Consider the following 23,745-nt stretch of genomic DNA (forward strand, 5'->3'; position numbering starts at 1 on the left):
GCAGATGTCAGTCCTTATACTCAAGCGCTGCCCGGAGATTTCCGTTAAACATCGCAAGAATTTCTTTGGCTTTCGCGGTCTTGTGCCCTTTGGCAATCATGACCGCGATGCGGATATCGAACTGTGCTTTTTCAAGGGCGTTTTCGGCATTCTGCGCATCGCAACCGGCAATATGGCTGGTGATGCGGACCGCTCGACCATGTAACTTGATGTTTTCGGCACGCATGCCGACCATCAGGTTATCGAAAAGACGCCCAAGCTTGTTCATGACAAGCGATGAAAGGATATTGATGGCGGCCTTCTGCGCGGTCCCTGCCCCCATGCGGGTTGAACCAGCAATAACTTCGGGCGCGCTATCAAGAAAAATACCGCACTCTGCCGTCGTCAAAAGTCTGCCATCGGGGTTGTTGCAAAGACCAACGGTGTAAGCACCGCGCTCGCGCGCCAACTCAACTGCACGCAGCGTATAAGGCGTCGAACCGCTGGCGGCGACGGCGATAACCGCGTCACCTTCACCTATGCAATGTCGGGTAATTTCGTCTTCGGCGGCTTTGGTATCGTCTTCGGCGGAATTGAATATACCAGGCTCGCTTTGCAAGCCTCCCGCCAGCATGACGATGGTCATGTCTTCGGGCCAGCCAAACGTTCCGCCAAGCTCCTTGGCATCCTGCCATGCCACCGTGCCGGAAGTTCCGGCACCAACATAAACGAGACGCCCACCGCCCCGCAGGCGGCGTGCTATCCCGTTTGCGGCTGTTGCCAGATCCGTCAGGACCGGACCTAGCGATGCGACCGCGCGCATCTGGCCTTCCCACAAAGCCATAAGGAAATCGGCGTCGGACCACTGATCCAACCCGGCAAAGCGCATATCAAATTCTTCGGTGCGTGATGCCATTTTCCAATCTCCCTTCACCAATTAAATACCATTATGATACCAGCAAGGCAAGGCACTTCCTGCACGCACCCCAAAATTTACTCAACCACCCCTCATATTTTTCTTATTTTCAATTAGGTAACAAGATATTTTAGTTTATCACTATGACATCGGCTTCATCTGAATAATGCCAAAACGAGACCAGAAACAACATTAGTGGATTTATATTGGTATTGCTTTTTAAGATACCACTCTGCTATGATCCCATTAGTTAGGGATGGTCGGAATGCAAAACGCACAAAAAGAAGAGCTTTACCTTGGCATTGATGGTGGCGGCACGCGCTGCCGCGCACGCATTGTAAATGATGCAGGCATCACCCTTGGGGAAGCCGTTCGGGGTGGTGCAAATACCCGCCTTGGAATCGATCATGTCTTTGGCGAAATCATTGCCGCTGCAACCATGGCACTAGAGCAATCCGGGTTTTCGGACCGACACCTTGCGGATTTGCATGCCGGTCTTGGACTGGCCGGACTACCGCTAGAGCGCGAACGCAAACTTGCCGAATCCTATAATCACCCGTTTGCCAGTGTTTGTTTTGCGACCGATGCCTATACCGCATGTCTTGGCGCGCATGACGGTGAAGACGGTGCCATTCTGATTGTCGGAACCGGCACCTGTGGCCAGGCGATTGTCGCCGGTCGCGAACTGGCACTTGCCGGTTGGGGCTTCGAGATTTCCGATATCGGAAGCGGCGCCCGTATTGGCCGGTCGGCGATTGAAACAGCCCTGCTCGCCCACGAAGATTTGGCGACATCATCTGAGCTGACTCGTGCCGTTATGAAACATTTTAACGACAATCCCGAAGAAATCGTCGCCTTTGCCGAGAAAGCCCGACCAGCTGATTATGGCGCATTCTGCCCAATGGTCTTCGATGCGGACAGCCACGGCGACTTGACTGCCGCCGCCATCATTGATGTTGCTGTAACCGCAAATCGCAACATTTTGTACAAGCTTCAGGAATTCGGGGCGAAACGGCTGAGTTTGATGGGTGGCCTTGCCGAACAGATGGCAAAACGCATGCCTGACGATATCCAGTCCGATCTGGTTCCGGCACAAAACGATGCCCTGCATGGGGCAATCCTGATGGCCAGGAAACATCAAAAGGTGCACGCATGATCAGTACAGCAGACGTTATTGCAAGCCTGCGTGCGCGGGACATTGAAAACACTGGCCATGGACCGCTTTATCGCCGTCTGCAAACAGCAATAAAGTCCGTGATTGATGATGGTATCCTGAAAGTCGATGACGCCCTGCCAAGCGAACGCGACCTGGCCAATGAACTTGGTATTTCACGCGTTACCGTTCGTAATTCGATGCGGGGCCTTGTCGAGGAAGGCGTCCTTGTCCAGCGCCACGGTGCAGGCACTTTTGTCGCTCCACGCGTTGAACAGGCATTGTCACGCCTAACCTCCTTTACCGAGGACATGATCACACGCGGCATGAACCCGGGTGCGGTCTGGATTGAAAAGACCCTTGGTCATGCGTCACCCGAAGAAGCCATGGCGCTAAACCTGTCACCCGGCACCGAAGTAACCCGTTTACGGCGCTTGCGTACAGCAAATGACAAGCCGATGGCACTTGAATATGCGGTCGTGCCGCGGGTCTTCCTGCCAAGCCCCGATGAAGTCGAAAAATCACTTTATGATGCGCTGGCGAAATACGGCAAAAAGCCCGAACGCGCGCTTCAGCGTCTGCGGGCCGAATTGTTTGACGGGGAAACCGCCAAAATCCTTGGCGTGCCCGATGGAAGTGCCGCGCTTTATATCGAACGGCGTTCTTTCCTTGCCAATGGCACACCGGTCGAATTCACCCGTTCTTATTATCGCGGCGACAGTTATGACTTCATCGCCGAAATGCAGGTCGATGCGCGCTGACAATAATTGCGCCTCGCGCCGCCCCAAAAAGCTTTAAGGAAACCAAGGATATGAGCACACGCTGGACTCCAAAAACCCAGATGGGTCGGGAATTGACCGAAGCCCCGGCAGTGGTCAAAAAGCAGCTTGATCACAACAAGGCTGCAATTGATTCTCTGGTTTCTGACCTACGCGCCAATCCGCCAAAATTCGTTGTGACCTGCGGACGCGGTAGTTCCGATCACGCAACTCTTTATGCAAAATACCTGATCGAAAGCCAGCTTGGCATTCCGGTCGTATCTGCAGCCCCATCCATCGTTTCGATATATAACCGGTCGATTGCCAGCAAGGACGCCCTGTTCATTGCCGTATCCCAATCAGGTAAAAGTCCCGATCTGGTTAAAAATGCCGTGGCCGCCCGTGATGCCGGTGCCCGTACGGTCGCATTGGTCAATGTGACCGATTCCCCGTTGGCCGATACGGTCGATCATGTCATCCCGCTGATGGCTGGGCCTGAAACCAGCGTTGCCGCGACCAAATCCTACATCGCAACATTGTCTGCCATCGCACAGATCGTTGGTGGATGGACGCAGGATCCGGCATTCAACAAGGCACTTGTCACCTTGCCCGCATCACTTGAAAAAGCACTTGGCAAGGATTGGCTTGATGCTGCCGATGCGATTGCAAAATCAGACGGTCTTTATGTGATCGGTCGCGGCCCTGCTTTTGCCATTGCACAGGAAGCTGCCCTTAAATTCAAGGAAACCAGCAGCCTGCACGCCGAAGCTTTTAGCGCAGCCGAGGTCAAACACGGCCCGATGGCACTGGTGACCAAGGATTTCCCGTTACTTGTCTTTTCCCAACAGGATGCGTCGCGAGAAAGTGTCGAGGGTTTCCTCGAAGAAATGCGGGCGAAAACGGATAACCTGTTTGCGGCCGAAACCGGCCATGCCGATATCAAAGGTCATCTTCCGGTGGTCGAGGATATCCACCCGCTTCTGGCCCCCATCGCGATGATCCAGACATTCTATACGCTGGCAGAACATGTTGCTCTGGAACGTGGTTGCAATCCTGATGCGCCGCCACACCTGTCCAAAGTCACGGAGACGCACTAATGACCGATTTTGCCATTACCAATGCACGTATCTTTGACGGGACAGATTTCCATCACAGCAAAGCTGTCATTGTTCGGAACGGCAAGGTCGATGCGATTGTCGAAAGCCGCGATATTCCTGAAAACATCAACGTGATTGATGCGAAAAATCAGACACTTGCACCGGGCCTTATCGACGTTCAGGTCAATGGTGGCGGCGGTGTATTGCTGAATGACGAACCGAATGTCGACGGCGTTCGCGCGATCATGGCAGGTCATCGCAAATATGGCACAACGGCCATGCTGCCGACCCTGATCACAGATCACCGCGACAAAATGGAATCCGCGATTAAGGCCGTCACCGATGCAATCAATCAGAACATTCCGGGTATTGTCGGCATTCATCTTGAAGGTCCATATCTTAATGCCGAGCGCAAAGGTGTGCATGACGCCAATATCATCCGCCCGATGGAAGATGACGCGATTGACCTTCTGACCCGCCTGCCCAATGGCCGCGTTCTGGTGACCATGGCCCCGGAAAAGGCCGCCAAAGGCACAATTAAAAAGCTGGCTGATCGTGGCGTTCTGGTTTGCGCCGGTCATACTGCGGGCACTTATAGCCACATGCAGGCTGCCATTGCCGAAGGCATGCGGGGCTTCACGCATTTGTTTAATGCCATGAGCCCGATGACCCACCGTGAACCCGGTGTTGCCGGTGCTGCGATGGCCGACGACAGTACTTGGTGCGGCCTGATTGCTGATGGCTATCATGTTCATCCCGCCGTTCTGAAAGTTGCCATCCACGCCAAGGCAAAAGGCAAGGTCATGCTGGTAACCGATGCCATGCCAACCGTTGGGGCAGATGAGAAGCGCTTTATTCTGGGCGGCGAGGAAATCATTGCCACCGATGGTCGCTGCGCGCTGGCGGATGGCACATTGGCTGGATCAGACCTCGATATGATAGCTGCTGTTAAAAACTGCGTCGAAATGGTCGGCATCGATCTTGGTGAAGCCCTTCGCATGGCATCCCTCTATCCAGCCACATTCCTGAAACTTGATGATATCATGGGACGCATTGCACCGGGCTATCAGGCCGATATGATCCTGTTTGATGACGATTACAACGTCACGAGCAGCTGGATCAAAGGCGTGGAATAATCACAATATAACAAAGCAATAAACACTTATCAGGAGGCACAGAATGAAGCCGGTTCGTATTCTTGTCGTCGGTCTTGGCAATATGGGATTATCGCATGCAAAGGCCTATCACGCGCTTGACGGATACGAAATCGTCGGACTGTGTGCCCGTTCCGAAATCCCGGCAGAAAACCTTCCGGACGGTTTTGCCGCCTACCCGCAATTTACCGATTTTCACACTGCGCTGGCGCAAACAAAACCTGATGCGGTTTCGATCAATACCTATACCGAAACCCATGCTGATTTTGCCATCGCCGCATTCGAGGCCGGGGCGCATGTCTTTATTGAAAAGCCATTGGCAGCGACCGCTGAAGATGCCGAACGTGTAGTAAATGCCGCCCAAAAGCATAACCGGAAGCTGGTGATTGGTTATATCCTTCGCCATCACCCGTCTTGGGCAAAGTTCGTTGAAGTCGCAAAAACACTCGGCAAGCCGCTTGTCATGCGCATGAACCTTAACCAGCAAAGCAGTGGTGCCTTCTGGGAAACCCACAAACGGTTGCTTAACAGTGTTTCGCCGATTGTCGATTGTGGCGTGCACTATCTTGATATGATGTGCCTAATGACCGGCGCAAAACCGGTGTCAGTTAGTGCAATTGGTGTACGCCTGTCGGATGAGGTTGCGCCTGAAATGTATAACTATGGTCAGTTGCAGGTGCGCTTTGACGACGGATCGGTTGGCTGGTACGAAGCTGGCTGGGGCCCGATGATCAGCGAAACCGCATTTTTCGTCAAAGATGTGATCGGCCCCAAAGGCTGTGTTTCCATAACCGATGTTGAAGAAAAAGGTGCCGGTTCAGCCGATATCGACACCCACACAAAAACGAATGCCTTAAAGCTTCACCATGCTGCCACAGATCCTGCCGGAAAATTTACACAATCTGACGAAATCATACGCACAGACGACGAGCTCGATCATGACGGCCTGTGTCTGCGTGAACAGCAATTTTTCCTAAAGTCTATAACGGAAAACCTTGACCTTACGCAGCATATGGAAGATGCATTGGGCTCCTTACGGATTGCCCTCGCTGCGGATCAGTCGGTACGCACGGGGGAAACAATAATACTCTGACCCCCAGGAGGAGTACCCACATGCCTTCCGTTAAACCCGGTGTTGTTACCGGTTCTGCCTATCGTGACCTTGTCGCTGCCTGCAAGCAGGACGGTTACGCCCTTCCCGCCGTCAATATCACATCATCCAGCACGATGAATGCCGCCCTTGAAGCCGCTGCAAATGCCGGTTCTGACATCATCATTCAGCTTTCTAATGGCGGTGCACAGTTCTTTGCCGGCAAGGGCATCAAGGACGCTGCTGCAGCCCGTGTCGTAGGCGCTGTTTCGGCTGCACGCCATGCCCAGCTAATGGCTGAATATTATGGTGTTGCTGTCGTCATGCATACCGACCACGCAAACCGGAAATTCGTTCCGTGGGTCGATGAAATGCTGAAATGGAGCGAAAAGGCATATGCCGAGACCGGCAAGGCGCTTTACAGCTCTCATATGCTGGATCTTTCCGAGGAATCGCTCGAAGACAACCTGTCGACCTGCGAAGACTTCCTTAAACGCATGTCCCGGATCGAAATGAGCCTCGAAATCGAACTGGGCGTGACCGGCGGCGAAGAAGACGGTATCGGCCATGACCTTGACACCAGTGTCGAGGAAATTGATCCGCGTCTTTATACCCGTCCCGAAGAAGTCGAAGAAGCATACCGTCGCCTTGCACCGCTTGGCCATTTCTCGGTCGCGGCGGCATTCGGCAACGTTCATGGCGTTTATAAACCGGGTAACGTCAAGCTTCGTCCGGAAATCCTTCTGGAATCCCAGAAATACGTTTCGGAAAAACATAACCTTGGTGATCGTCCGCTGGACTTCGTGTTCCATGGCGGTTCGGGTTCGGAAAAAGAAAAAATCGAAGAAGCTGTCGGTTATGGCGTCTTCAAAATGAATATCGATACCGATACCCAGTTCGCCTATTCGCGCCCGGTTGGCGAATATGTCGAAGCCAACGCACGTGCGTTCAAGTATCAGGTCGATCCGGATACCGATCAGCCCTACAAAAAACAATACGATCCGCGCGTATGGGTCCGTGAAGCCGAACTTTCGATGGCATCCCGCCTCGAAGAAGCTTTCAAGGATCTTGGGGCAACCGGCCGGTCGGTTACCAAAGGGTGATCCATTAGGATTGCGAAAGCCTGTTCAACCCGCCGGTCTTTCCGGCGGGTTTTTTCGTGCATTGTCTTGCGCTGCGACAAAAACAGACTACTCCTGACAAATACTGACAGGAACTGTCAGGGGTGCGCTTGCGTATCAGGTTTGGCTCCTCTATACCTTTTCCGAACATTACAGGAACAAAAGGCCCGACATGCTGACGAAAATTTCGGTTCGCGGTGCGAAAGAACATAACCTGCAAAATATCGATGTTGAACTGCCCCGCGATTCTCTGGTCGTCATCACTGGTCTGTCAGGGTCGGGCAAAAGTTCGCTGGCGTTCGATACGATTTATGCCGAAGGGCAGCGTCGTTATGTCGAAAGCCTGTCAGCATATGCGCGCCAGTTCCTTGAACTGATGCAGAAGCCCGATGTTGAATATATCGACGGCCTGTCTCCTGCCATTTCCATCGAACAAAAAACTACATCGCGCAACCCGCGTTCGACCGTGGGCACCGTGACCGAAATTTATGATTATATGCGTCTTCTTTGGGCGCGCGTCGGCATTCCCTATTCCCCGGCAACCGGTCTTCCGATTGTCAGTCAGACCGTATCACAGATGGTTGACCGCGTTATGGAAATGCCCGAAGGCACGCGACTTTATCTGTTGGCACCGTTTGTCCGTGGCCGCAAAGGGGAATACAAAAAGGAACTACGCGATTTGCGCACGCGTGGTTTCCAACGCGTCAAGATCGATGGCGAAATGTATGACATCGACGAAGCGCCGGAGCTGAACAAAAAACTCAAACACGACATTTCGGTGGTCGTGGACCGCCTGATCGTCAAGGACGGGATTGCAACTCGCCTTGCAGACAGCTTTGAAACTGCCCTTGAACTGACAGATGGTATCGTCCTGACCGAAGATGCCAAAACCGGCGAAACAACCGTGTTCTCGGCAAAATTCGCCTGCCCGGTTTCCGGGTTTACGATCGAGGAAATCGAACCTCGCCTGTTTTCGTTCAATAACCCGTTTGGCGCCTGCCCAGCCTGCGATGGTCTTGGCACCCAGATGGAATTCGACCCGGAATTGGTCGTCCCGGACGAAGGCAAAAGCCTTGACGACGGCGCTGTTGCGCCGTGGGCCAGCACCACGTCGAAATATTATCTTCAAACCCTACGGGCGGTCGCCAAGCATTTCGGCTTCAAGACCAACGTCACATGGGAAAAGCTCCCGAAAACTGCACAGGACATCATCCTGTATGGTTCGGGTGATGAAGACGTCACGGTAACCTATGATGACGGTTCGCGCAGCTACAAGGTATCGCGCCCGTTCGAAGGCGTCATTCCGAACATGTCACGTCGCTGGCGCGAAACCGACAGCCAGTGGGCACGCGACGAACTTTCGAAATACCAGACCGTTTCAAGCTGTCCGACCTGCGAGGGCCATCGCCTGAAACCCGAAGCACTGGCCGTAAAGATCGATAAATGCACGATTTCGGAAATCACCGACCTTTCGATTGGCAAGGCTGCCGACTGGTTTCAGGCGCTTGAAGGCAAACTGAACGAAAAAGAAACCGAAATCGCGCGACGTATTCTGCGTGAAATCAATGATCGCCTGCGTTTCCTGCGTGATGTCGGGTTGGATTATCTGTCGATGTCGCGCACCTCGGGTACTCTGTCGGGCGGCGAAAGCCAGCGTATTCGGCTGGCATCGCAGATCGGATCAGGCCTGACCGGTGTCCTTTATGTTCTGGATGAGCCTTCCATCGGCCTGCATCAGCGGGACAATGATCGGCTGCTTGATACCCTGAAACGTCTTCGCGATCTGGGCAATACTGTGCTTGTTGTCGAACATGACGAAGACGCCATTCGTGCCGCCGATTATGTCGTCGATATGGGTCCCGGTGCCGGGATACATGGTGGCCGTATTGTCGCCGAAGGCACCCCAGAACAGATACAGCAGAACCCGAACAGCCTGACCGGCAAGTATCTTGTCGGCGTTGAACAGATCGCTGTTCCCAAGGAACGCCGCAAAGGCAGTGGTAAATCAATCTCGATCAAGGGCGCACGCGCTAACAACCTGCAAGATGTTGACGCCGAATTCCCGCTGGGCAAGTTCATCTGTGTTACCGGTGTTTCGGGTGGTGGCAAGTCCAGCCTTGTCATTGAAACGCTGTATAAGGCGCTTGCCAAACGGATGCACAATGCGCGCAATCATCCCGGCGCCCATGACACCATCACCGGTATCGAACATATCGACAAAATCATCGATATAGATCAAAGCCCGATTGGCCGCACCCCGCGTTCCAACCCGGTCACCTATACCGGTGCCTTTACACCGATCCGTGACTGGTTCGCGCAATTGCCCGAAGCCAAAACACGCGGTTACAAGCCCGGCCGTTTCTCGTTCAACGTCAAGGGCGGACGTTGCGAAGCCTGCCAGGGCGATGGCGTGATCAAGATCGAAATGCACTTCCTGCCCGACGTTTACGTGACCTGTGATCAGTGCAAGGGCAAACGATATAACCGCGAAACACTGGAAATATCTTTTAAAGGCAAATCGATATCCGACATCCTTGATATGACAGTTGAAGAAGGAGCCGATTTCTTCAAGGCCGTTCCGTCCATTCGCGACAAGATGGAAACACTGAAACAGGTCGGTTTGAGCTACATCCATCTGGGTCAGCAGGCAACGACGCTTTCAGGTGGCGAGGCACAGCGTGTCAAACTTGCCAAAGAACTTTCAAAACGGGCCACGGGACGTACGCTTTATATCCTTGATGAACCGACCACCGGGCTTCATTTCCACGACATTCGCAAGCTTCTGGAAGTACTGCATACCATCGTCGATCAGGGTAACACGGTGGTTGTCATCGAACATAACCTTGATGTCATCAAGACCGCGGACTGGATCATTGATATCGGTCCTGAAGGTGGTGATGGTGGTGGCAAGCTGGTTGGTTGCGGCACACCCGAAGCCATCATGGCCAACGAGGAAAGCTATACCGGCAAATACCTTAAACGCCATCTTGGCCTGAAGTAATGCCTTAAAGCGAAGCGGGCACCTAGCCCGCTTCGACCCGATCCTCGACCCGTTTTACCAGTGCCGAGCTCAGCCGTTCGCTGAAGCCCGACAGAAACGCCAGCACTAGCACAATCGAAATCTGTTGCCCGGCACCGGGAACCGTACCGATCTGGTCCATATCGGAAATATTATGCAACTGATCCAGCGGGATCGGCAGGATACCCGCACGCAGTGCCAGTAATACGATCAGTGCAAAGCAAAAACCAAGGCAGGGTCGGAACAGGAAATTGAAGAAAACCGACGCTGGTTCCATTTCCGCCCAGTCGACATCCTTGCCCAATCGCATCATCATGCTGACCAGCGCCCCTATTGCGCCGAAACTGCCAACGAAGAACAAAAGGTCATAGCTGAACCCGAATAGCTTGCCGTTCCCGGTACTAACGACTTGGTCTACCTGCAAAAACAGCATCACCGAAACGACGAGCAATATCGGCGAAAGTGCAAGTGCTATTGCAGCTACGCGCATTGACCGGAAAAAAGCACGCTGCTTGCTGTCCAGATGATCGCGCCCGCCTGAAAGGTCGGAAAGATAACCATGGACAAACCCGTCACGTCCCTGATTAAGAGCTAGCAACATGACAATGGCATCTGATGTTTTGCGCATCTGCGCATCAACATCAAGCCCGTCATCCCTGCGCCACCAGCGCAGGAAAGACCGCATGACAAGCGATGCCCGCCATCCTTGTCTTGTGGCGACAACGTAATCAATCATGTTTTCAACATCACTGCTGCCAAACTTGTTGGCACCGATATCGCCAAACGGAAAGGCAATCCGCCCGATTGTCGCTGCAGAACTGTTGCGGTTCGCACCATCGCTGTTTGGCGTACTATTCCCGCCATCCGAATCAGGGGAACAATCAATTGTCATCGTCTGTCGGGATCGCCGGATCGGAACAAGTCCCATCACGGGGCAATGGGCCGGATCGTAACCATATGGTCGATGCGGATAGCTCATGATGCCGTCCTTACGATGGATATGTCTGGGATCAAGGACGCAGCAGCGAGAAATTTGTGAATAATTTACGGCCGCATGGGTGATATGAGGAAGAGAAATGCTGCAATTCACTTGAAATCAAACCGTCAGCACCGCTATGTGTGTGCCAGAAAGTTTACCCCCGTTTTACTGAGGAGTTCGCAACCGTGAGCACGGTCAAACCCGTTCATATCATCGGCGCCGGTCTTGCCGGGAGCGAAGCCGCATGGCAACTGGCCGAGGCTGGCATTCCGGTTATCCTGCACGAAATGCGCCCGACCAGACCAACCGACGCACATCACACTGACAAATGTGCTGAACTGGTCTGCTCCAACTCGTTCCGGTCTGACGACAAGGAATATAATGCGGTCGGCCTGATACATGATGAAATGCGCCGTGCCGGATCGCTAATCATTCGCTGTGCCGACGAACACAAGGTCCCCGCTGGTGCAGCCCTTGCGGTTGACCGCGAAGGTTTCTCGCAGGCAGTAACCGATGCATTGATGAACCATCCGCTGGTCACCATGGAACGCGGCGAAATCGACGGCCTGCCGCCGGTCGAATGGGAAAGCACGATCATTGCAACCGGTCCGCTGACCTCAAGCGCACTGGCCGAAGACATTCGCAAGGCAACCGGCGAGGAAAGCCTCGCCTTCTTCGATGCGATTGCTCCGATCGTCTATAAGGAAAGCATCGATTTTTCCAAGGCATGGTTCCAGTCGCGCTATGACAAGGGCGATGGCAAGGACTATATCAATTGCCCGATGAATGAAGAGCAGTACAACGCCTTCATCGATGCCCTGATCGATGGTGATAAAACCGAATTCAAGGAATGGGAAAAAGACACCCCTTATTTCGATGGTTGCCTGCCGATAGAAGTCATGGCTGAACGCGGTCGTGAAACACTTCGTCATGGCCCGATGAAACCCGTCGGCCTGACCAACCCGCATGATCCGACCCACAAACCACGCGCTATCGTACAACTGCGCCAGGACAATGCACTGGGCACGCTGTACAACATGGTCGGTTTCCAGACGAAACTGAAATACGGTGCACAGGCCGACGTCTTCCGCATGATCCCGGGGCTTGAAAACGCAGAGTTTGCCCGTCTTGGAGGCATTCATCGCAACACCTTCCTGAATTCCCCACGCCTGCTGGACGGTACGCTTCGTCTGAAGGCACGTAACGATATCCGTTTTGCCGGCCAAATTACCGGTTGCGAGGGTTACGTAGAAAGTGCCGCTGTCGGTTTGATGGTTGGCCGTTTTGCTGCGGCAGAAAAGCAAGGAAAATCCATCCCGACCCCACCCTTGGCAACCGCGATGGGCGCTCTTTTGAACCATATCACAGGTGGTGCTGATGAAAGCACTTTCCAGCCGATGAATGTCAATTTTGGGTTGTTCCCGGAACTTGAACTGACCAAGCGGGTCAAGGGCCGTGATCGCAAAAAACTTTATAGCGACCGCGCCATTCCACTGTTTGACGATTGGCTTGCCGACATCAACGCCGCATAAAAAACAAGGCCGCATCGGGTGATGCGGCCTTTATGATTTAATATTTGCTCTGGCGTTTGAGCTTGCCGGTAACATCGCGTATCGGTTCACCATCGCGGAAACGTTTGAACACCAAATCCATGTCGCTATTTTCATCAAGGCTGCGTTCATAGACCTGCATTTCGTAACCACCGTCATCGGTGATGTAAAGCGCATGTACGGTAAGGGTTTTGTCGACAATGCGTGCCCATACAAACGGTTCACCCTGCAGAGGGTCATTAGGCACACGTTTACCAAACAGGCCTGAGCGCATTGCACTGCCGTAAATGTCCGGTCGATCGGTGGCATAAAACTCGATGCTAAGCGATACGTTTTTTTCACGACCATCTGCCTTGTGGATCACAGTTGACCAATCGATGGTAAATCCGCGACCGGTTTCCGTGATCTTAACGTCGAGATCGCGCGCTTTCAGTTCTTCCTCGGCATTATAGATCGACGTTCCGTGATAATCGCCGACAAACGGCCCAATACTTCCGGCATGGCACGGGGCTGGAACGACAAGCCACACGATCAAAAGCACACCAAACAGCCCCAAAGCTTTCATCGGTGCATGCAAATTCATCATGTTCGACCTCGTTATGTTCATGTCCGTAGCCCCGTTTGTATCCGGTAGCCAGCAGGATCAGGCAACCCTACCACAGACCTTACGAAAATATTGTATCCATTACATCTATTTAGATGAGATTTTGCCAATATCTAGGGCATGAAATCAGTATCGATGCAGCATGGCCTTCACGGTCAGCCGGAAACTTGCCGGACGGGCAAGACCAAACTCGGCACAGAAGGGATCAAAACCGGCCTTTACGAGCTTGCGCAAATAACCATCCGCCAGAACCACCGGCAATGCCGCGGCTAACGCATTTGACGGCAGTTTTTTTCGAAACTTCCGGGCTTCGGCAATCCGGTCTTGCGCCAAATCGGCGATTTCACGTATCAATGATTTGACAGCGTCGGTTTTGCGAAACTCAAAAATATCCCCCTGCCCGACACCATATTGTTCCATTCGGTCCTGCGGAAGATAAAGCCGTTTCGCCCGCCCATGGAAAACCATTGCACGCAAAATCCCGACCAAACCATAAGCATTCCCAGCAAGTCGCGCCGCATGCCTTGCATCGAGATCAGTTACACCAAGCAGCTCGGCGGCCATAACGGCAAGATGCCCGGAAGTCTGGTCAATATAGTGATCCAGCTCCGCCTGATTTGCCGGTGCCTTGTCGGCAAGATCAAATTCACGTGCCGCAATCAGTATCTCCAGATCGCGTGGTTCAATCTGTCCGGACTGGATCAGAACCGACAGCGGCTCGACAACCTCGTGTTTACGAATTTTGCCCTGCTCGATCTCCGCCAGTGTATCACGCCACCATTGTAGCCGAATGTGTCCCAACATGGTTTCGCTAACCATTTCACGGGTTTTGGACACTTCCTGATTAAAAGCGTAAAGCGTAAAAAGACCTTCACGTTTTTCCGGGGCAGCAAATAGCGAGCATAAAAAACGGTCTTTGTCATTCCGGCGAACATAATCTGCGCAATAGGAAAGCTTTGGCATATCAGTCATCGCGCATCATCCGATTTGTCGCGTTGTTTTGGCACGGTCATTATTGGCTTTGTTTGCCATGTCTTCAGACATTTTTTCCGGCAGGGTTTCGACATAAAGCGACTGCGACGGGAAGGCAAACGCGGCGTCGTTATCCTCGACAATACGCTTGAATGCAATGATATGGCGATTGCGAATATCACGCCATTTCACCCAGTCAGTGGTGGTTGTAAAGTAATACAGATCGATATTGATCGAACTTGCCCCGAAATCGGATAAATGCACCATCTGCGCAACATTGGTTTGTGCGACGTCATCATCATTTTTCAGAAATGAACGGATATCCTCGACAATCTTTTCGATCTGATCGGCCGTGGTACGGTATTCGACACCGATAACCATTTTGATCCGGCGATGGGTCATTCGGGACCAGTTGATCACCGGTGAATCGACAATCTGCGCATTCGGCATGGTCACCAATGCCTTGGCAAAAGTACGTACCTTGGTCGCGCGCAGGCCGACAACCTCGACAGTCCCCTCGAAATGAGGCGTTTCGATCCAGTCTCCTCGTTTGTAAAGGTTATCGGCAAGAATGGTCAGCCCGCCGAAAATATTGGCAACCGAATCCTTGGCAGCCAGCGCCACGGCCATCCCGGCAAGACCAAGACCGCCCAGAAACGCCGAAACATCAATGCCCCAGTTTTCCAGCAGAACAACAACGCCGATCACAACGATCAGCGTTTTGACCGCCCGGATAAAGAACTGTCGCAAATCGTCGCCAAGACCGCCACCAAAACGACCTGCCAGATTGTTGAACGACATGGCAAGCGGCTCTATCGATCTGAACAACGCCCAAAAAACCGAAAAGGTCGCAAATATACCGATCAATTCAAACAGAACGGCATCAACATTTTTCGGCAGGTCAAGGATTTCGACGGCAAAATACACACCGCCCAGAATAACCAGAAGCTGAACCGGGGCTTCGAAAGCATCCAGAACATGGGCAGCGGTGCTGTGTTTGCGCTGATGAGCCAACTTCCGCAGCCCACCAATTACTCCGTGAGCCAGAACACGTTTCAGAACCAGTACGAATAGCAGGACAACACCAGCAACAACATATCTGCCGATTTCGCCGCCGCCCAGCATATCGACCCAATTGGTCATATGGTCAATGACTTCGCTGTTCAGGCTGTCAATCTCGGTTGTAATTTCATCCATGACTTCACGTGTAATCTGCTGTTAAGGTTTCCGTTCAAACAATGACTTAACGGTTACCGCTACGGATTGTTTCTTGCGGCCCCTGTATAACAACTAAAACAGGACAGGCATATGGCATCCTTTGCTGCACCAAGACTTCATGTCATTGGAGCCGGACTGGCCGGGTCCGCACTTGCAACTCAGATGGCGCAGGATGGTGTATCCGTAACGCTTTACGATTCCGGCGAACCATTTACCAGTCGCTGGACACGCGGGATGAAAACCGCCCCCGAAGACCATAAGGTTGCCGAACCCGAAATTTTCTATGATCCAGAGGATCTGGTTCGGCATTTTTTCACCCAGTGGCCGGAAATACCGCGAAAACTGATAAGACCGGCGCATGCGGTTATCGGTCTTAAACATCCCAGACGCAGCCCGGCCATCATTGACCTTGATCATGGTATTGCTGCAGCTTTGATAGCACGCAGACCAACAATCTTTGCCCGGTTGTTCACGGCCTGGAATTTATGGTTTTCACGCTATGCCAGCGAAGACCGGCGTGTCCGTCAACATGTCAGAATTGCCGCAGATACCATCGAGAACCAACAGGCACCGAGAGCGACCTATCATCAGGATGCACTTGCGACGTTGGCCGAAGTCCTGTTTTCGATGCCAGCACATAATTGCTCGGCCTCGTTGCTGGGGCGTGTCTTGCTGCCAACTTTGCGGGAAATGCAGCGCCATAATGCGAGTCATGCCTTCGCGGCTATTGATCCAATCATTCTGAATGATATTGCGCTGCCTGCCCTGCGTGATCATTTTATCGCTGCCGGTGGCGACATCATCAGTGGCATGGAACTTGGTGATATCGACAGTACGGCGGATTTCGCGACCGACCTGTTTTTCGGTGATGAGCAGATTGAAGTTCGTCCACAGGATGCTGTGGTACTTGCCCTTCATCCACGACCGCTTTGCGATGCAGTGCCGGATATCGGCATGCCACCTGCCCCGGCCCATCGGCGAACATTTGTCTTTCAAGCCAGTAAAAGCTTTGCCGAACCATGTTGCGTTCTGGCCGACGATGATCTGGTCCGCGCGATCTATTGCAATCGTCGTCACATACAGGTCAGCATGAACAGCAGTCTGATCCTCCCAAGTGACGGAACAGCTGACCAGTTGGCAGCAACCATCTGGCAACGCGTCACGGAATTATGCGACCAGCACTTAAATCTTGATTTGTCTCAGCGTACAAAAATCGAAAGCACCGACGAGTGCCCGGCGTTCAGTTATGTCGATTGCGAAGCACCGTTTCCGGAACTCAGCCCTGGCGTCGCAGCCCTTCGCCACCGGTTAGCTCCCCCGTGGAGAAACCTGTTCTTATGCGGTGATGCCTTTCCGCCGGACTATCCGCCCGGACCGGCAGCCGTAATCGCGAGTGTTATGAAGGTGCGCGCGCAGTTGCACGAATATCTGAAACTACGCGATCTATAAGATTGGCTAAACCGCAATCAGGGCTGCGGCAACCCGACGGGATTCTGATACCAGAACATTATAGGTGCGACACGCCGCACCAGTATCCATCGGTTCGACAACGATACCATGCTTGCGCAACGCAATACGCCATTCAGCAGGCAGCGGTTTCATGCCATTTCCCATGCCCAACAGCAGAATGTCGATCTCGTCTGACGCGTCAATGACCCGCTTGAAGGCATCGACATCAACCTGATCGATACTCGCATAAGGCCAGGAATAGACATTCTTGGGGAACAGCAAAACCGACCCGGTGACAGTTTCCTCACCGAACCGAAACAGGCCGTCACCATAGCTGGTAACGATTTTTCTGCCCTCGGCGACCAGCGGACTTACTTCCAAAGACATATTATTCCCTTTTGACGTAACCTAGAATTTTCTTCGGGTTAGCTGTGTTACGGCGCAGTCGCATCTGCTTTTACTTTTTTACCGCGCCATAAAATAAACAACCCTGAAAGAACAACGATGCTACACCCGATCAACATCGGTAAGTCAAGCTCCTCACCGAACAGGAATACTCCCAAGGCAAGACCGAACAACAGCCTTGTATATCTGAACGGCGTAACCGATGAAACATCGCCGCTGCGCATTGCCTTCATCAGGGCGGCATAGGCAAAAATTCCCATCATGACCGCCCCTGCGAAATAGAAAAGACTCTGACCATCTGGTGTCGTGAAACCTTTTCCATCCCAAACAGAAAATACGATACCAGCTATGATGATGGCGATAAAACCGTAGAGTCCAAGAATGGCTGTTCCAATTGATATCGGCGCTGCACGACTGGCAAGATCACGCCCAGCAAATCCGATTGTCCCGATCACAGCAAACATCGACAAGGCAGAAAAACCATCCGCACTTGGACGGAGAATGATCAGGACACCGATCAACCCGACAAAGATCGCCAGCCATCTTCGCCAGCCAACCTTTTCCCCGAATATGACCGCCGCACCAAGAACCACGATCAGCGGTGTCGCCTGCAAAATGGCCGTGGTCGACGAAAGAGGCGTAAGCGCAAGCGCAAGCACATAAAACAGACGCCCAACAACCTCAAACACGATACGTATGCACATCGGACGCGAAAGAACGGCAGGATCCAGCAAACGCTTGTTCTGCGCCTTGGCGATAATTGCAAACAGAACCGCACCGCCAATACCAAACAGGATCAATACCTGCCCGACAGGATGCGATCCGGAAACAGCCTTTACAAATGCGTCTTCGACGGCGAACGCCGCCATTGCCGTCATCATCCAAAGGCTACCAAGCACATTTGCACGATGACCATTACTCGCGTCGATGTTTTGCGCCACGGGCAGGAACCAGTTTTCAAAGGAGTTATTCAGCCTGCAAAGGCCTCGCTTGCCTTATTGGGCCAAAAGAAAAGGCCGGGTTGTTTTTGCACAAACCCGGCCTTTTTGTAAATGTCTCTCAGCAGATCGGAGCGATCAGGCACCCGCTTCCTGGGTTTCTTCGCCTTCCGGGATCTTGCGGCGCAGACGCAGCACCATCAGCAATGGCGATGCTACGCAGATTGACGAATAAGTCCCGATCATAATACCGAAAATCAACGCCATCGTGAAACCGCGAATCGCTTCACCACCGAACACAAATAACGCGATCAGCGCCAGCAAAGTGGTAAACGAGGTCATAGTGGTACGCGACAGGGTCGAATTGATCGAAAGATCCAGCAGATCGGGAATGTCCATCTTGCGAAACTTGCGGAGATATTCACGAATACGGTCAAACACAACGACCGTATCGTTGATCGAATAACCCGCAACAGTCAGAACCGCCGCCAAGGTTGCCAGATCAAACTGAACCCCGGTGATGACAAAGAACCCGATCGTGATCAGAACGTCATGCAGAAGCGCCACAACCGACGCTACGGCAAACTGCCATTCGAAACGGAACCAGATATAGATCATGATCAGCAGCAGCGATATGGCAACCGAATAGACCCCGGCTTCCTTGAGCTCGTCACCGACTTTCGGCCCAACCAGTTCACTGCGACGAATGGTAACATCATCACCAAGCGCCTTGGTTACCGTGGCAAGCGCCGCCATCTGAGCCTGCTCATCACCGTCCTGACGCTGCAACTGGATCAGAACATCATCGGGCTCACCGAATTCCTGGATCGAAACATCGCCAAGACCAAGCGAACCAAGATTGTCACGTAGCGCGCCAATATCGGCCGGACCGTCAGTTTTGATCTCAACCAGAATGCCACCCCGGAAATCGATCCCGAAATTCAGCCCTTTGGTCAAAAACAAACCAACGGATACCAGCACCATGGCCAGCGAAACGATATAGAAAATTTTCCGGAACTTGAGGAACGGGACGTTCACGTCGTCCGGAACAAGATGCAATGGTTTCATATTCTTCCTGCTCCCTTCCTCAAATTACCAGTTCCGTTGGGCGACGGCGTTTGACCCAGACCGCAATCAACAGTCGGGTCACCCAGATTGCCGAGAACATCGACGTGACAATGCCAATCGCAAGTGTCACGGCAAATCCCTTGATAGGACCGGAACCAAAGCTGAACAGCACAAGCGCTGCAATCAGCGTGGTCAGGTTAGCATCAAGAATGGTCGACATAGCACTTCGATAACCGGCATCAATCGCATTGATAATGGTGCGGCCATTGTTACGTTCCTCGCGGATACGTTCGAAAATCAGCACGTTCGCGTCAACCGCCATACCAACCGTCAGAACAATACCGGCAATACCCGGCAGGGTCAGGGTCGCCTGCAAGACCGACATCACCGCCAGCACAAGGATCAGGTTGATCAAGAGCGCGATATCGGCATAGACCCCGAACCGGCCATAACTGATCACCATAAAGGCAACGACGAAGATCAGACCAAGGATCGCTGCAATTTCACCGGCTTCGACAGAATCTTGGCCAAGCCCCGGACCAACGGAGCGTTCTTCAAGGATCTGCATCGGTGCCGGTAATGCACCAGCACGCAGCAGCAGCGAAAGATCGTTGGCTTCCTGGACACTGAACTGGCCGGTAATGATACCGTTGCCACCAAGGATCGGCTCGTTGATCCGCGGTGCCGAAATCACCTCGCCGTCAAGAATGATGGCCAGTCGGCGGCCGGCATTTTTTGACGTCATATCGCCAAAACGTGCCCCACCGGCGGCATCAAAGCGGAACGAAACAACCGGTCGGCCTTCATTGAAGGTCGGCTGCGAATCAACGAGATTGTCCCCCGAGACAACGACACGGCGATCAATAAGATATTCATTGATACCAGCAGCCCGGTCACCGGCATCGGCGGATGGCAGGATCATCGTTCCCGGCGGCATGCCGGTGGCACGCGCCTCGGACGCAGTTTTTTCCTCGTTCACAAGATGGAAGTTCATCTTTGCGGTACGGCCAAGGATCGCACGCAAACGCGACGGATCGTCAAGACCAGGAACCTGAACCACAATGCGGTCTTCACCCTGACGCTGGATCGACGGTTCGGTCGTTCCCAGTTCGTCCACACGGCGGCGAACAACTTCAAGCGATTGGCTGATTGCGCGATCAACAAGCTCTTTGCGGGCTTGATCAGTATAAGAAACGATAATGTTGTTCCCCTCGCCGCTCATTACGGTATCGGGTTCAACGTTGCGGATCAGATCGCGGGCTTTTTCAACCTCGTCGGCGTTGACCACGGTGACCTCGGCTCCGTTCAGGCCTGCATCGCGCGGACGGTAACGAATGCGTTCCTCGCGCAGGGTTGACCGGATCGTATCGCCAAGTGCCTCATAGCGCTCGCGAATGACGCTGTTGATATCAACCTCAAGCAGCATATGCGAGCCGCCACGCAAATCCAGACCAAGATTGATCTGTTTACCTGGCAGATAGCTTGCATCCGTCGCGAATGTGCCTTTTGGCAGGAAATTCGGTATGGCGTATATAACGCCCAAAGCACACACCAGAAGAACCAGCGCTGCTTTCCATTTCGTAAAATAAAGCATGTGTCCTTTAACCAGATTTGTCTGGAAAACCTAGGTCTGGTTCTATCGAACATCGGGTGCTGTTCGCCCCGCAGGCCACCGGCTGGAAACAAGAAGGCGGAGCATTTTGCCCCGCCTTGCAAGTCATCAAAGAGATCAGTCTTTTTTGGTCTCTTCAGCTTCTTTTGCGTCGTCTTCGTCTTTGTCGTCGCCTTTGGCTGGCTCGGTTTTCGACAGAACGGTCGAAACCATGCCGCGTGCAACCTTGACCTTAACGCCTTCGGCGATCTCTACCGAAAGCTCGTCATCGCCAATAACCTTGGCAACGGTGCCAATCAGACCACCGGCAGTGACAATCTTGTCACCACGACGAACAGCAGCGAGCATCGCTTTATGCTCTTTCTGTTTTTTCTGCTGCGGACGAATAAGCAGGAAATAAAAAACGACAAAAATCAGGATCAGCGGCAGGAAGCTGGTAAGCATATCTGCACCACCTGCGCCACCAGCGGCCTGCGCATAAGCCGGCGAAATCAACATTAGGAACTCCTAATACCATACAACAAAACAAATCAACTGCCGGAATATAACGGTGTGCTACGTCAACGCAAGGAAGAACAGGATTTTTATCGGTTTAATCCCGTATTCTGTGGTTCTGTTCACGTCAATGAAAGCGCGCTACATCATATGGCACTGTTATTGCCAGTTCGCCTTGTGATAGCGTTTTGCATGCATATGCCGCCGCCACGACAAAAAGAAATATCCAAGAGGCTTTGATGACCAACGATTTCGACAATCTTTTACCTGCCCTGGAACGCATTGCCAATGCGCTGGAGCGCATGGCCCCACCTGCGCGCAAATCCAATGACCTGTCGGCTGCCGATGCTTTTGTATGGCAGGCAGAAAGCGATTATTTGCAACCGGTCCGAAATGTGAACCGTATTGAAATCGATCTTTTGCAGGGAATCGAACAGCAAAAGACGATTCTTTATAACAATACCAAACGGTTCGCTGACGGCCTTCCAGCCAACAATGCCCTGCTTTGGGGAGCGCGCGGAACAGGTAAAAGTTCGATCGTCAAGGCGATGCATGCCAGGATCAATGCCGAACGGGCCGGAGCACTGGCGCTGGTCGAAATCCATCGTGAAGACATCCCGACCCTTCCACATCTTCTGCATATTCTGGAGGAAAGCGGGCGCAAGACGGTTCTGTTTTGTGACGATCTTTCATTCGATATGCAGGATGAATCCTACAAGTCCCTGAAAGCAGTTCTTGAAGGTGGGATTGAGGGCCGCCCCAACAATGTGATTTTCTATGCCACCTCTAACCGTCGCCATCTGATGGCACGCGATATGATCGAAAACGAGCGCTCAACCGCGATCAACCCGTCCGAGGCGGTCGAGGAAAAAGTATCCCTTTCGGACCGTTTCGGCCTGTGGCTTGGGTTCCACAATATCTCGCAAGATGTCTATTTCGAGATTATCGAAGGTTACGCCAAGGAATTCGGACTGGATATGCCGGTTGAAGAACTGCGTGCACGCGCCAAGGAATGGACGGTTACACGCGGCAGCCGTTCAGGTCGCGTGGCATGGCAGTTCATTCAGGAAATTGCTGGTGAAATGGGCAAAAGGCTTGGCTGAGTATATTGTCTGACCTGAGCGCACTTAGGAAAAGAAACGCCCGGACTGCATGGTTCCGGGCGTTTCTTTTACCGTGATACCATCATCTGTGGCAGATATTTCATCGGGTCGGCGGATTTACGTCCGCGCCGGATTTCAAAATGCAGTTGCGGTTGATTTACCGCCCCCGTACTGCCAACACTTGAAATCTTTTGACCGCGCTCAACCATATCCCCACGCGCCACCATCGGGTTTTCTGTATGCGCATAGGCCGTCACATAATCATCGGCGTGCTTGATAAGGATCAGATTGCCAAATCCGCGCAGTTCGTTGCCGACATAGGTCACAACACCATTATCCGCGGCAAGGATCGGTGTACCGCGATCCGCCTTGATATTGATCCCATCATTGTAAAGTCCGCCCGCGCTTGCACCGTATTTCAGCACGATATCCCCGCGCACCGGCCAGACAAATCCCTTGCGGTTCTCCGGTTCAGCAATGACCACATTCTTGCGAACCGCACTGCCCTGTCCGGCGACCGGCGTTGCCGTTGGCATTTCACGTGTATCGGTTTTCCAGGTATTAGCCGATGCGTAACGCTGTTCGGCGCGCGCGGCAAAGTCCTGCGGCTTAAGCCCTGGTGTCGGAATGCTGCCGCCATTGTTCGGGCTGACGCGTGCCATCTGCACCGTTGTTGAGCGTTCCGGCGCAACGGATGGTTCTGGTGTCCCTAGTGGCACGCTGACAACTTCGCGCTTGCCGCCAATCGTGACCGTCTTGCTCGGCGCCGAGCTTGTTGTGCCTGATGATGACCGGCTGGCGATTGCGGTCTGGCTGTTGCTGTCATAGGACGGATCCCATGGCGGCAGGACAAGGCGCTGCCCCGGATAGATCACATAGGGCTGTGCAAGCTTGTTGCGCGCAGTAAATCGTCCAAAATCGGTACGGTAACGGTTGGCAAGTGCGGAAACAGTATCGCCCGGCTCGACGGTAATGACCCGTTCGCCATTATTGAGTTTTGGCATACTGTACGGGCTGTATGTCGCACCATCGCCGTAAACCACTGGCACCGGGACGGAATTCAAC

At 53.0% G+C, this 23,745-nt stretch carries 21 protein-coding genes; 10 read left to right on the plus strand and 11 right to left on the minus strand.

The window, feature by feature from the left end; translation table 11 throughout:
• Positions 1 to 7: 7 nt before the first annotated feature.
• The gene (locus TH5_RS11630; protein ID WP_114122002.1) at positions 8 to 895 is read right to left on the minus strand and encodes an N-acetylmuramic acid 6-phosphate etherase; all 888 of its coding nucleotides are present in this window, start codon (positions 893 to 895) and stop codon (positions 8 to 10) included.
• A gap of 265 nt (positions 896 to 1,160) precedes the next feature.
• On the opposite strand from TH5_RS11630, the gene TH5_RS11635 reads away from it, so the two are divergent.
• From TH5_RS11635 to uvrA, 7 genes are all read left to right on the plus strand, one after another.
• On the plus strand, positions 1,161 to 2,051 hold the full coding sequence (locus TH5_RS11635) for a glucosamine kinase nucleotide-binding domain-containing protein (RefSeq protein WP_114122052.1): 891 nt from the start codon (positions 1,161 to 1,163) through the stop codon (positions 2,049 to 2,051).
• Positions 2,048 to 2,809, plus strand: a complete 762-nt coding sequence (locus tag TH5_RS11640; RefSeq protein WP_114122003.1) for a GntR family transcriptional regulator — start codon at positions 2,048 to 2,050, stop codon at positions 2,807 to 2,809. Before TH5_RS11635 ends, TH5_RS11640 begins: the two co-directional genes overlap by 4 nt.
• A gap of 50 nt (positions 2,810 to 2,859) precedes the next feature.
• Positions 2,860 to 3,903 carry an SIS domain-containing protein gene (locus TH5_RS11645; protein ID WP_114122004.1) on the plus strand — a complete coding sequence of 348 codons (1,044 nt, stop codon included), beginning with the start codon at positions 2,860 to 2,862 and terminating at the stop codon, positions 3,901 to 3,903.
• On the plus strand, positions 3,903 to 5,039 hold the full coding sequence (gene nagA / locus TH5_RS11650) for an N-acetylglucosamine-6-phosphate deacetylase (RefSeq protein WP_114122005.1): 1,137 nt from the start codon (positions 3,903 to 3,905) through the stop codon (positions 5,037 to 5,039). The genes TH5_RS11645 and nagA overlap by 1 nt, the downstream gene beginning before the upstream one ends.
• 43 nt (positions 5,040 to 5,082) lie before the next feature.
• On the plus strand, positions 5,083 to 6,150 hold the full coding sequence (locus tag TH5_RS11655) for a Gfo/Idh/MocA family protein (protein ID WP_114122006.1): 1,068 nt from the start codon (positions 5,083 to 5,085) through the stop codon (positions 6,148 to 6,150).
• Positions 6,151 to 6,170: 20 nt separating this feature from the next.
• On the plus strand, positions 6,171 to 7,250 hold the full coding sequence (fbaA, locus tag TH5_RS11660) for a class II fructose-bisphosphate aldolase (RefSeq protein ID WP_114122007.1): 1,080 nt from the start codon (positions 6,171 to 6,173) through the stop codon (positions 7,248 to 7,250).
• A 190-nt stretch (positions 7,251 to 7,440) separates the two neighbouring features.
• Entirely contained in the window at positions 7,441 to 10,269 is a 2,829-nt protein-coding gene (uvrA, locus tag TH5_RS11665) for an excinuclease ABC subunit UvrA (protein WP_114122008.1), read from the plus strand.
• Between the two features lie 22 nt (positions 10,270 to 10,291).
• Here the strand turns inward: uvrA and TH5_RS11670 are convergent, their stop codons facing one another.
• Positions 10,292 to 11,266: a hypothetical protein gene (locus tag TH5_RS11670; RefSeq protein ID WP_244204893.1), complete on the minus strand. Its 975-nt coding sequence runs from the start codon at positions 11,264 to 11,266 to the stop codon at positions 10,292 to 10,294.
• A gap of 185 nt (positions 11,267 to 11,451) precedes the next feature.
• Here TH5_RS11670 and trmFO point away from each other — a divergent pair, with 185 nt between their 5' ends.
• Positions 11,452 to 12,798 (plus strand): methylenetetrahydrofolate--tRNA-(uracil(54)-C(5))-methyltransferase (FADH(2)-oxidizing) TrmFO, encoded by a 1,347-nt coding sequence (gene trmFO, locus TH5_RS11675; RefSeq protein ID WP_114122010.1) that lies wholly within the window; start codon positions 11,452 to 11,454, stop codon positions 12,796 to 12,798.
• A 37-nt stretch (positions 12,799 to 12,835) separates the two neighbouring features.
• Here the strand turns inward: trmFO and TH5_RS11680 are convergent, their stop codons facing one another.
• From TH5_RS11680 to TH5_RS11690, 3 genes are all read right to left on the minus strand, one after another.
• Entirely contained in the window at positions 12,836 to 13,402 is a 567-nt protein-coding gene (locus TH5_RS11680; protein WP_114122011.1) for a hypothetical protein, read from the minus strand.
• Positions 13,403 to 13,546: 144 nt separating this feature from the next.
• Complete coding sequence (locus TH5_RS11685; RefSeq protein WP_114122012.1) at positions 13,547 to 14,392, minus strand: phytoene/squalene synthase family protein; 846 nt, start codon at positions 14,390 to 14,392, stop codon at positions 13,547 to 13,549.
• A gap of 6 nt (positions 14,393 to 14,398) precedes the next feature.
• Positions 14,399 to 15,589, minus strand: coding sequence for a mechanosensitive ion channel family protein (locus TH5_RS11690; protein ID WP_114122013.1), 1,191 nt, complete (start codon positions 15,587 to 15,589; stop codon positions 14,399 to 14,401).
• 111 nt (positions 15,590 to 15,700) lie between these two features.
• Between TH5_RS11690 and TH5_RS11695 the strand changes: the two genes are divergently transcribed.
• The gene (locus tag TH5_RS11695; protein WP_114122014.1) at positions 15,701 to 17,059 is read left to right on the plus strand and encodes an NAD(P)-binding protein; all 1,359 of its coding nucleotides are present in this window, start codon (positions 15,701 to 15,703) and stop codon (positions 17,057 to 17,059) included.
• A gap of 6 nt (positions 17,060 to 17,065) precedes the next feature.
• On the opposite strand, the gene TH5_RS11700 is transcribed toward TH5_RS11695, so the two are convergent.
• The 5 genes from TH5_RS11700 to yajC all read right to left on the minus strand — a co-directional run bounded on the left by TH5_RS11700 (position 17,066) and on the right by yajC (position 21,580).
• Positions 17,066 to 17,446, minus strand: coding sequence for an Mth938-like domain-containing protein (locus tag TH5_RS11700; RefSeq protein WP_114122015.1), 381 nt, complete (start codon positions 17,444 to 17,446; stop codon positions 17,066 to 17,068).
• A gap of 47 nt (positions 17,447 to 17,493) precedes the next feature.
• The gene (locus TH5_RS11705) at positions 17,494 to 18,405 is read right to left on the minus strand and encodes a DMT family transporter (RefSeq protein WP_244204894.1); all 912 of its coding nucleotides are present in this window, start codon (positions 18,403 to 18,405) and stop codon (positions 17,494 to 17,496) included.
• Positions 18,406 to 18,540: 135 nt separating this feature from the next.
• On the minus strand, positions 18,541 to 19,470 hold the full coding sequence (gene secF / locus TH5_RS11710; protein WP_114122017.1) for a protein translocase subunit SecF: 930 nt from the start codon (positions 19,468 to 19,470) through the stop codon (positions 18,541 to 18,543).
• A gap of 19 nt (positions 19,471 to 19,489) precedes the next feature.
• Positions 19,490 to 21,064, minus strand: a complete 1,575-nt coding sequence (gene secD, locus TH5_RS11715) for a protein translocase subunit SecD (protein ID WP_114122018.1) — start codon at positions 21,062 to 21,064, stop codon at positions 19,490 to 19,492.
• 135 nt (positions 21,065 to 21,199) lie between these two features.
• A complete protein-coding gene (gene yajC / locus TH5_RS11720) occupies positions 21,200 to 21,580 on the minus strand; it encodes a preprotein translocase subunit YajC (protein WP_062948940.1) in 381 nt (126 codons plus the stop codon).
• A gap of 236 nt (positions 21,581 to 21,816) precedes the next feature.
• On the opposite strand from yajC, the gene TH5_RS11725 reads away from it, so the two are divergent.
• On the plus strand, positions 21,817 to 22,680 hold the full coding sequence (locus tag TH5_RS11725; RefSeq protein ID WP_114122019.1) for an ATP-binding protein: 864 nt from the start codon (positions 21,817 to 21,819) through the stop codon (positions 22,678 to 22,680).
• Between the two features lie 68 nt (positions 22,681 to 22,748).
• Here the strand turns inward: TH5_RS11725 and TH5_RS11730 are convergent, their stop codons facing one another.
• Positions 22,749 to 23,744: a peptidoglycan DD-metalloendopeptidase family protein gene (locus TH5_RS11730; protein ID WP_244204895.1), complete on the minus strand. Its 996-nt coding sequence runs from the start codon at positions 23,742 to 23,744 to the stop codon at positions 22,749 to 22,751.
• Position 23,745: the final 1 nt, after the last annotated feature.

It is taken from the genome of Thalassospira xianhensis MCCC 1A02616 (genome assembly GCF_003326475.1).
In the GTDB taxonomy this organism is placed as follows: domain Bacteria; phylum Pseudomonadota; class Alphaproteobacteria; order Rhodospirillales; family Thalassospiraceae; genus Thalassospira; species Thalassospira xianhensis.